Here is a 9,889-nt window from a genome sequence, read left to right on the forward strand (position 1 = left end):
TTTTAAATCACCCTAACCTTCCTTCAGTCTTGTCTTATGGTACTTTGGCTGCTTAAAAACTGTCCGGAGTATTGTTATCATGACTAATCACAATTTAGTAAAAAAGTCAATACAGTTTCATCAATTCCCTTTAGTTTCAAAGGCTTATATTTAACAATGCGATTTTCCTCAACATAATCTGCAACCGCCGCCGAAATTAGCACCGTGTTTGGTTCCGTCACCTCTTGCAAGCGGGCGGCAATATTCACGCTCGGCCCGATCGCAGTATAATCCGATCGATCGGGGCCGCCAAACATCCCCACCACCGCAGTACCCTGGTGAATTCCGCAGCGAAACCGCACCGGAGGCACGCCATTTTCCCCAACAATTCCCTGCTCCAACCAGCCCTGGTTAAGCTCCTTCAGAGATAGCACCATTTGCCTTGCAGCAGCGATAGCGCGGCGTACTTGCTCGTTAGGCGTTAGTTCCTCCGGCGCGCCAAAGAAAGCCATTACCGCATCTCCAACAAACTTGTCCACCGTACCGCCACTGTCAAAAATAGCCTTAGTCATTGCCGCCAAATATTCATTCAACAGCTCAGCTACCCGGCGCGAGCGCAGCGTATTTGCCATTTGAGTAAAACCGACAATATCGCTAAACAAAATAGTAATCAATCGCGGTTCCGGGCGCAAATCCAATGCCAAATCTCCAGCCGCAGCGGCCTTCACCATCGCCGGCGGTAAAAATCGGCGCAGCACCGACTCAGTTAAATAACTGTTCAACTGCTGCACTCGGCGCTCGTTTTGTTTGAGGGCGATCAAATTCCGCACTTCCGCCAACAATTCTCGATCGTTAAAAGGCTTGGACAAATAAGCATCCGCACCCCGTTCTACTCCTTCAATTCGAGTATCTTCGTCGGCTTTAGCAGTCAGCAAAATTGCCGGAGTTCCCTGCAATTCCTCATCCTCTCGAATCATCTTAATCAAATCCAAACCCGAGACCAAAGGCATCATCAAATCCGTTATAATTAAATTAGGACGGCGTTTTTTAGCCACGGCAAATCCTTCTTCTCCGTTGCGGGCGAGCAAAACTGCAAAACCGGAATCTCGCAGAATAGCCGACACATAAAAGCGTAAATCTGGATTGTCGTCAACCACCAAAACCGTTCCCACTGCTGTTTCAGATCTGATCGGCTCGATCGCCTCAAAGTTATGATTTTCTGCCTCATTTTCCGACAAATCTGCCTCCACATCTGCCAGTTCCACCGCAGCTTTGGATGAGTGAAACTCTGCTGGTATTTCTAGTACCTGTTCCGGGGGCAAGTGAGTCGAACCGAAGTGCAGCCAAACGGTAAAAGTAGTACCTTCCCCGTAAACTGACTCAACTGAAACTTGACCGCCGTGGAGTTCGACCAATTCTTTGACAAGTGCCAAACCTAAACCGCTGCCTTCGTAGGAACGGCTAGCAGAACCTTCGGCTTGGTGAAAGCGCTCGAATAAATAGGGAATTTGTTCGGTGCGAATGCCGATACCGGTGTCTTTTACTTGCAACAAGCAGTGAGCGCCAGCCGATTCAACTTTCAGGGTGATAGTTCCGCCTTCTGGGGTGAATTTAACAGCATTTGATAGCAGGTTGTAAATAACTTTGTCAAATCTTTCCAGATCCAAATAAAGTAAAGGACATTCTTGCAGTTGGGTAATTAAGTGCAGTCCTTTTTTCTCACAGTAGGCGCGGAACGACTCTGCGGTAGAGTAACAGAAACCGACTAAATCGCAGGGGCGGAAACTCGGCTGCATCCGTCCGGCATCGAGCCGCTGCAAGTCCAGCAGTTGATTTACCAAGCGCAGGAGGCGGCGGGAATTACGCAAAGCGATTACGGCTTGTTCGTAGGGCAAGTCTTCTTGGCGCCTGCAAGCTGATTCTAGAGGGCCGATAGTTAGAGTTAGAGGGGTGCGGAACTCGTGGGAGATATTTTGGAAAAATTCGGTTTTGAGCCGATCGGCTTCCAGAAGCCGTTCTGCCTGCTGTCTGGTAGTCTGGTAGAGGCGCGACTGCTGCACGGCTAGAGCCGCTTGAGTTGCGACTATTTGAGCCAGGTCAATATCTGAGATGTTCCAGCGGCGGATGCTGCGATTTTGGCGCAGGGAAATGCTGCCGATGATTTTGCCTTCTGAGAGTAAGGGAACGACTAACAGGGCGCGGGCTGGCGATCGAACTTGGAGTTCTGTAACATTTAACTCGGGGTGTTCCTCGAGATCTTCGATCGCCACCGGCTCTTTTGATACCATAACTTGCAGCAACACCGGATTGCCCCGAATCGGCACCAAAGACTGTGGCAAAGAAGGATGGGCAAAAACCCAGGCGCGAGTGTTAGCAGCACCATCGCCAGAAGCCGTATCGTAGCCCAGAGGGTTCGCAACTACCTCTGGATCAATAAAACCCTGTTCTACAGCCACGGTATCTCTATTTGTGTCGTATAGCCCCACGCATTGGACGTATTCATCATCTTCTGTCCACAGAGATAGGGCGCAGCCGTCAACTTGCAAAGCTTGGCCGAGTTGTTGAGTAATGGCTGCAAAAATATTTTGGGGATCGAGACTCGATCGAATTGCCGTAGTAATAGTATTGACTAAGGCCTCGCGCTTGGCCAGCGCCCGCACCTGTTCGTAAGCCCGGGCTTGAGAAAGCGCCAAAGCCGCTTGGTCTGCCACCGTAATTACCAACTGTACCTCGTGGTCTTGCCACTGGCGCCGTCGATCAAACTGGTGCAGCGCCAAGACTGCCATCAGTTCGATTTTGTAAAACAGAGGTACGATCAAGCTTGATCGAATATTCGCAGCTTCGTAAGCCTGCTGTCGTTGTTGATTATCCGAGTTTAAAACTCGATCGTCAGTTTGAGCATCTTGAATCACTTCCACATCCAAAGTTTCCCAAACCAAATCCGGCAGCAAATCCGGGGAGAGTTCGGCAGCAGAAGCATCTCTGGGCATCGCTTCCTCATCGCCCCCCAACCCTTGAGTTTCTGCCTTCTGGTAAACGAACCACTCATCGGCAACTCGGCCGTCTTGGAACGGCCGCAGCAGACAGCAACTCACCTCAAACATCTGCCCGACAGTTTCCACAATTCTTTGCAGCATTTGCTGGTAATTGGGAGCCGAGCGGATAGTATTGGTAACGGCATAAAGCAGCGATTCTTGGCTCAAAGCACGGCGCAGTTCATTGGTGCGCGTTTTCAGAAGATTGTGAGTCTCAACAGCTTGACTGACAAGATTTATCAGCTCTTGAGCATCCCAAGGCTTGGTAACGTATTTGAATACTTTGCCAGCGTTAATAGCTTCCACTAAATCTTCAACATCCGTATAGCCAGTTAAAATAATTCGGATCACGTCGGGGTACTGAGCCGCCGTCAAGCTGAGAAACTCCGTACCGCTCATTTTTGGCATTCGCTGGTCGGAGATAATCACCGCAACTTCTCCCTCTTTTGCCAAAATTTCGAGAGCAGCGGGACCAGATTCGGCTCTGAGCACTTTGTAGTCTCGATGAAAGGTGCGGTAAAGCAAGTCGAGGTTATCCGGTTCGTCATCGACGATCAGAATTTTTAGCTTAGGATTTTCTTGGGAATTCATGCACCGTTCTCCTGTGCCCCGGGGCTGTTCGATTTAATAAGTCTGATTAAAGGAAGAATTCGCCGATTTAAATTGCTGAAGTCATACCATTTTCGATTTTCGATTGCGAATGACTGATGACATAAGGATTGGGATTTTGCCTAGAGTGCCATTATTTTGGGAAAATGGTATCACAATAATTCGTGGATATGAAGTTGTTGTGAGTGTGCGAGGCAAGCATCAACCTTGATTTTTGATGTCTGGGTTTTCAATTCGGAATTCTTCTGAGCCACAGTTATCTGTCGTGCACCCCAATTTTATTATTTAATGATATTCATATAAACTCGTCTCCCGATAAGTTTTTTTTACCCCTTACCTTTATGCAGCAATAGAGCAAACACAAATCTGGCCATTTTAACTGCCGTCTGGATATCTCAGAATACATAGGAATAACCGTCCTGATTGTGAGTTGATTTGCCAAATTTATGTTTGCTCCTAGCTCCTGGGAATATTGTATTTGGTATGTGAAAGCTGCCCGCAGCAAGATACAATAGACAACCAACATCTTCGCCTGTGTTTTTTTCCCACAAGTAACAGCAACTTTAACAGTCAGCCAAGGATAACGACCACCATCGGGCCCTGAGCCCCTGACTGATATTGGGGGGTGGCTGACAGACCACAGAGGTGTCTGTGGGAGTGACGCAATTGCTGTACCATTTTAGTTAGACTTGCACTTTTTTCCCCGATCTCGGCATTTTTTGTGCGTCCTGCAGACCTTCGACAAGCCAATTACTGCGGCGAAACACCGCAAGCTCGAGCATCCATCTGTTAATCTTAGCTAGGGATGTACTCTGTGGAAACCGATCAGTCGATTTTAGATTTTAGATTTTAGATTTTAGATTTACTCCACAGATGAATCGGGGAGCTTGAACTAGGGTCTAAAATTTTGAGCTGTCCCCGACGAGTGTCGGTGGCTTGTATCGGTTTTTGGGCAGGGTCAATCAGCTCGATCGAGGTTTTGAAGGTCTCGCTCGCGCGCAGCAGAGTATCGAACCGACGGGGAAAACCCCTGCAGACTGTTTCCAGGCATCCAAATTTAAATTGGACGTTGGAAAAGTACCCAGTAGCTCAACAGGTAAGACCGGTTCGATGGGGGACGGGCGATGGATAGCCCAGAACTGCTGAAAGCTGGGGTGCCAAGCCGGGGGGGCGGCGGGGAACATCCGACGCGCGATCGTGCCCGGTGTTAGTATGGTCAGTCGTTGAGTTTTTCAACTACCGCTTGACGGATAAATTATATTCGATCGGGTATTTCCGTAAGCAGAGAGCGGTAGGATGCCGGGAACCTGACGTTAAAACCTTTGTGATTGTTTTTAATACCTTGCCCGCTAAGCTGTCGCGCATTTAATTTGTAAGCTACTGTTTACTTAAACTCTTGTGATGCCGGCCGAAAGCCAGGGATCAAGCTTCAATTTAAAGGTCAAATAGCTTATCCACAAATCTAGTATTAGGGGATGAGTTTTATTTTGTCATAACTAGAGTATTAAATGCTAATAATTTTCCATTTACCTCAAATGATACTTAAAGTCAAGCAAAAAAAATGTAATTTAATCGGGTAATAAACTATGCCTATAAGTTACGTTATAAGATCAGTATAACATCAGTGAATTTTCTAAGAGGGTAGCTTAGAAACCCGCGTAAAAAAATTACTATAGTGGCCTGGCATTGTGAATCCTTCATTTTTTTCCTCACCATCTCACCAACAACAACCTCCCGGACTTTCTGGTTTTTCTATCCGGGTGGCTGCGCCCAACGACTTAACGCAGCTAGCTGATATTTTAGCCATGAGCTTTCACTCCCGCGAGGGGTTTGTAGAATGGGTGTATCCAGTGTTGCGTTTGGGCATTTACGAAGATTTAAAAAATCGACTGCGTTCTAAGGCAGAACATTACATTTGTCTGGTTGCTGAGCTAGTCTCGCGCGAGGAGGGAACGCAGAATTATCGATCGCACCGAGATCAGCGCATAACAGGAACAGTAGAAATGGCTCTGCGTTCTCGCTTTCCTTGGCAAAGCCCTAATTCTGACTATCCTTATTTGTCGAATTTAGCCGTTCACCCGGAGTATCGGCGGCAGGGGGTTGCTCAACAATTGCTCAGCCACTGCGAGGAGACAGCCAAAGAATGGGGATTTTCTGAGATTTACCTCCACGTTCTGGAAAATAATCACGCGGCGCGACAGTTATACTATCACGCCGGCTATCGCTTGCAACAGGTGGATTGGAATTGGACTGGTTGGCTGTTCGGCCAGCCGCGCCGGCTATTTTTACGCAAGCAGATTTCGCTATCCTAAGCTAAGTATTTGAATTGATTATGGGGAATTGGGGCTTCACCAAGAAAAAGGAAAAAATAGCTATCCGTGTATCTCTTCTTTCCTTCTATTGTGAATCAATGGAATGGGAATGGGGAATTAGTGATGAATTTTAGTTTGCTCTTAAGCCCGATCGCACAACCCACTAAAATTAGTGGGTTGTAAACACTTGAGCTACCAACCCTTGTGTACCTGGGAACACCTGAAAAACCCCATACAAAGTTATATCAACTCCGGTAGCATCGTCGGAGGTAAAAACCAGTCAAAAATTACGGATTATGCAACAGAAATTAATATAATGAATCGGCGTTAATCTGTGTTTATCAGCGGTAATAAAAATATTTTATTCACCGCAGATGACAATAGATCGACGATGATTCACGCCGATAAAGATAATAGATTGATGACTAATCTAGCTCCTAACATATTTGATATTATACCAAATCCAGCTTGAATACACCTTTATTTTTTAGCATTTTAGAGAGGAACAAAAGGCAACTGTAAGAGTGATGTCAATGGCCTAGCGCTACAAAGTTTCTAACCCGGATTGAGTATTGTGAGGAACGCCACAGCAGATCAGAACTTCTGTGGCGTTTTGTTCGTCAGAACAGGAGACTTTCGCCGCCAATTCTAGAGATCAGAGAGATTTGGTAGGAAATCCGAGGAGCCGATCGCCCCGTTAACCCCAACCAGATTCGCTAAAACCCGATCGGTTCCTGCTACTCGCAGCAACGTACCGTTCGGAGTGGCGCTAAATTGCAACTGCTGGAAACTCAGGCTGTCGCTCAAAACCAACTTATCGACGCCTACCTCGAAGTTAATGACAGTATCAGTGCCGCCATCAGCACTCAACACATATCGATCGCTCCCAATACCTCCAATTAAAGTATCGTCGCCCAAGTCGCCAAACAACAAATCGTCTCCAGCGCCCCCATTGAGCAGGTCGTTATCTTTACCACCAATCAGAGTATCGCTGCCAGCATCTCCGTTGATAGTATCTTGGCCTTCGTTGCCGTAGAGCAAGTCATCGCCCTCACCGCCGTTGATGCAGTCTTGCTGGTCGTTTGCGCCCACCGAGAAAGCCCGGTTATCAGCACGATCGCCATAGATGGTATCGTTGTCCTCGCCACCGCAGAGTTCATCGCTGCCGTCACCCCCGTAAATCAAGTCGTCGCCCTGATCTCCGTGTATGAGGTCGTTAGCTTTGCCGGCGTAAATCAAGTCGTTGTCTTGACCACCACTGATGGTATCGTCACCCTCATCGCCGAACAGCACATCAGCACCGATGCCACCAAAGAGCAAGTCTTGGCCGCCAACATCTTTAGCTCGACTTCGAGCACCGCCGTACATGGTGTCGTCGCCGCTGTCCCCGACAAGGGTATCTGAGCCGAGTTCGCCCCAAATCAGGTCATTATCTTTGCCACCCCAAACACAATCATTGCCTTTACCTGCTTGCACGGTATCATTACCGTGGCCGCCGCCGATGATGTCGTTGCCGCTGTCGGCAAAGATTAAGTCTTGTTCGCCGAGATCCCCGATGGACTGGGAACTGCCACTGTCGCCGAGCAGAGTATCGGCTCCTTCGCCGCCGTAGAGAGTATCGGAGCCTAATTGACCGTAGATGATGTCATTGCCTTTACCTCCGTAAGCGCGATCGTTATCTTTGCCTCCAACCAGCGTATCGTTGTCTTGTTGGCCGTTGAGGAAGTCGTTACCGAAGCCTCCGTACAGCAAGTCGCGTCCCTCGGAGTCGGTGGCCCTTTGGTCGCGGATGCCCCCAAACAAGCTGTCGGAGCCGATGCCACCAAACAAGGTATCGGAGCCGAGTTCGCCCCAAATTCGGTCATGTTCTTTACCTCCAAGGGCAATATCGTCACCTTTGCCGGTATGGATGGTATCGTCGCCCTCGTTGCCGTTAATGAGGTCTGCACCCTCGCCTCCGAAAATCAAATCGCGAGCATCGTCAGGACTCTGGGAGTTGTTCTGCCCGGTGTCTCCGAGAATCGTATCCGCACCTCGATCTCCAAACAGGGTGTCAGAGCCTAAGTCGCCGGCAATCCAGTCATTCTGTTTGCCTGCAAATACGATATCGTTGCCCTCGTCTCCGTAAGCAATATCGGTGTCAAGGCCCGCAAAAATCGTGTCATTGTCTTCGTTGCCGTAAATTTCGTCCGCGCCGTCTTCACCTAAAAGCAGGTCGTTGCCTTCAAAACCGACGATTTTTTGGTTGCCTTTGGTGTCTACGATGAAGTCATCGCCGTCGGTTCCTTTGGTGGTTTGTCCCTCTGAAAATTGTGAAATAAGCCGGACAAATCCCACTGCAGGTGGTTGCTGCGGGGGCGCAAAGTTAATTCCCGGTTTTTCAATAATGGGAGAACATTGACAGTCGGTATCTGTTTCCCCGAGCGGATTTGAGATACCGGGCGCGGGTGTTGGTGTGGGTGTAGGTATGAGTGGGGGAACAGTTCCAACTGGCCTCAAGATAGCAGCAACAGTAGCGCTAGCGGGGCTGACTTTGCCGAGGTTGTCGGTGGCGATGTAGCTGAAAGTTGCTCCGTTAAAGTCAACTGTGGCTACGAAAAATAGTTGTCCTATTTCTGCCGGAGTCAAAACTTGACCGGCTGTCACGGGTACGTCGCCGTTGACTGAAGCTGATAAGAACAGGACTCCTTGGTTGGCTGGGGGGACGCTGGTGATGGTGTAAGAGACGATCGACCCATCGGGGTCACTTCCTCCCAATCCCAACACCTGCACGATGCCGTTAGTCGGAACCGTGAAGTTAACATTGTTAATCGAAGGCGGTTGGTTGGAAGTCGGGGAGATAGCGGCAACTGTGGCAGTGGCGGGGCTGGTAGCGCCGCTGTTATCTGTGGCGCTGTAGCTGAAATTGGCACCGGTAAAGTCGCCGGTGGATTGGAAAAATAGTTGTCCTATTTGTTCCGGTTTCAAAACTTGACCTGGTGTCACGGCTACTCCGCCGTTGGCTGGATCTCCTAAAAACAGGATTCCTTGGGCCGCTGGCGGTAGGGTGTTGATGGTGTAAGAGGCGATCGACCCATCGGGGTCACTTCCTCCCAATCCCGGCACCCGCGCGCTGCTGTTGGGGTCTACCGTGAAATTAGCATTGTTGGTTACTGGCGGTAAGTTTAGGGGATTTGGTGTGGGAGTTGCTCCTGTGGAACCGAGAGTAGCGGTAGCCAGGGAACTGGTAGCGCCGTTGCTATCTGTGGCGCTGTAGCTGAAAGTTGCTCCGGTAAAGCTACCTGTGGATTGGAAAAATAGTTGTCCTAGCTGTTCCGGTGTCAGGACTTGACCTGGTGTGACTGGTACACCACCGTTGGCTGGATCTCCTAAAAACAGGACTCCTTGGGCCGCTGGCGGCAGGGTGTTGATGGTGTAAGAGGCGATCGACCCATCGGGGTCACTTTTTCCTAATCCCGGAATTTGCGCGGTGCTGTTGGGCTCTAGGGTGAGGTTAGTATTGTTGGCTGTTGGCGGTTCGTTGGGAGTCGGTGTGGGAGTTGGTGTGGGAGTTGGTGTTGGTGCTGGAATCGGTATTGGTAATGGTGTGGGAGTGGGCGTTGGTACTGGTGCTGGAGTCGGCGGGGGTGTCGTTCCTGTTAAACCGAGATTCGCGTTAGCTGGGGGGCTAACTGCGCCGGTGTTATCTGTGGCGCTGTAGGTAAAATTGGCACCGGTAAAGCTACCTGTGGATTGGAAAAACAGTTGCTGCAACTGTGCTGGAGTCAGGACTTGACCTGGTGTCACGGGTACGCCGCCGTTGGCTGGATCTCCTAAAAACAGGATTCCTTGGTCTGCTGGGGGCAGGGTGTTGATGGTGTAAGAGGCGATCGACCCTTCGGGGTCAGTTCCTCCCAATCCAGGCACCGGGGCGCTGCTGTTTGGCCCTACCGTGAGGTTAGTAGGTGTCGCTAC

The 9,889-nt window shown here is 49.5% G+C and carries 3 protein-coding genes; 1 reads left to right on the top strand and 2 read right to left on the bottom strand.

Features of this window, described 5'->3' with window-relative positions; translation table 11 throughout:
- Positions 1 to 83: 83 nt before the first annotated feature.
- Positions 84 to 3,605, bottom strand: coding sequence for a response regulator (locus QUB25_RS13975; RefSeq protein WP_333183803.1), 3,522 nt, complete (start codon positions 3,603 to 3,605; stop codon positions 84 to 86).
- A 1,706-nt stretch (positions 3,606 to 5,311) separates the two neighbouring features.
- On the opposite strand from QUB25_RS13975, the gene QUB25_RS13980 reads away from it, so the two are divergent.
- Complete coding sequence (locus QUB25_RS13980; protein WP_333183804.1) at positions 5,312 to 5,935, top strand: GNAT family N-acetyltransferase; 624 nt, start codon at positions 5,312 to 5,314, stop codon at positions 5,933 to 5,935.
- Positions 5,936 to 6,583: 648 nt separating this feature from the next.
- On the opposite strand, the gene QUB25_RS13985 is transcribed toward QUB25_RS13980, so the two are convergent.
- Positions 6,584 to 9,889: calcium-binding protein (locus QUB25_RS13985; protein WP_333183805.1), on the bottom strand; the 3,306-nt coding region annotated here is incomplete at its 5' end.

Origin of the sequence: Microcoleus sp. B3-D7 (genome assembly GCF_036705305.1) — a bacterium.
GTDB lineage: Bacteria > Cyanobacteriota > Cyanobacteriia > Cyanobacteriales > Microcoleaceae > Microcoleus.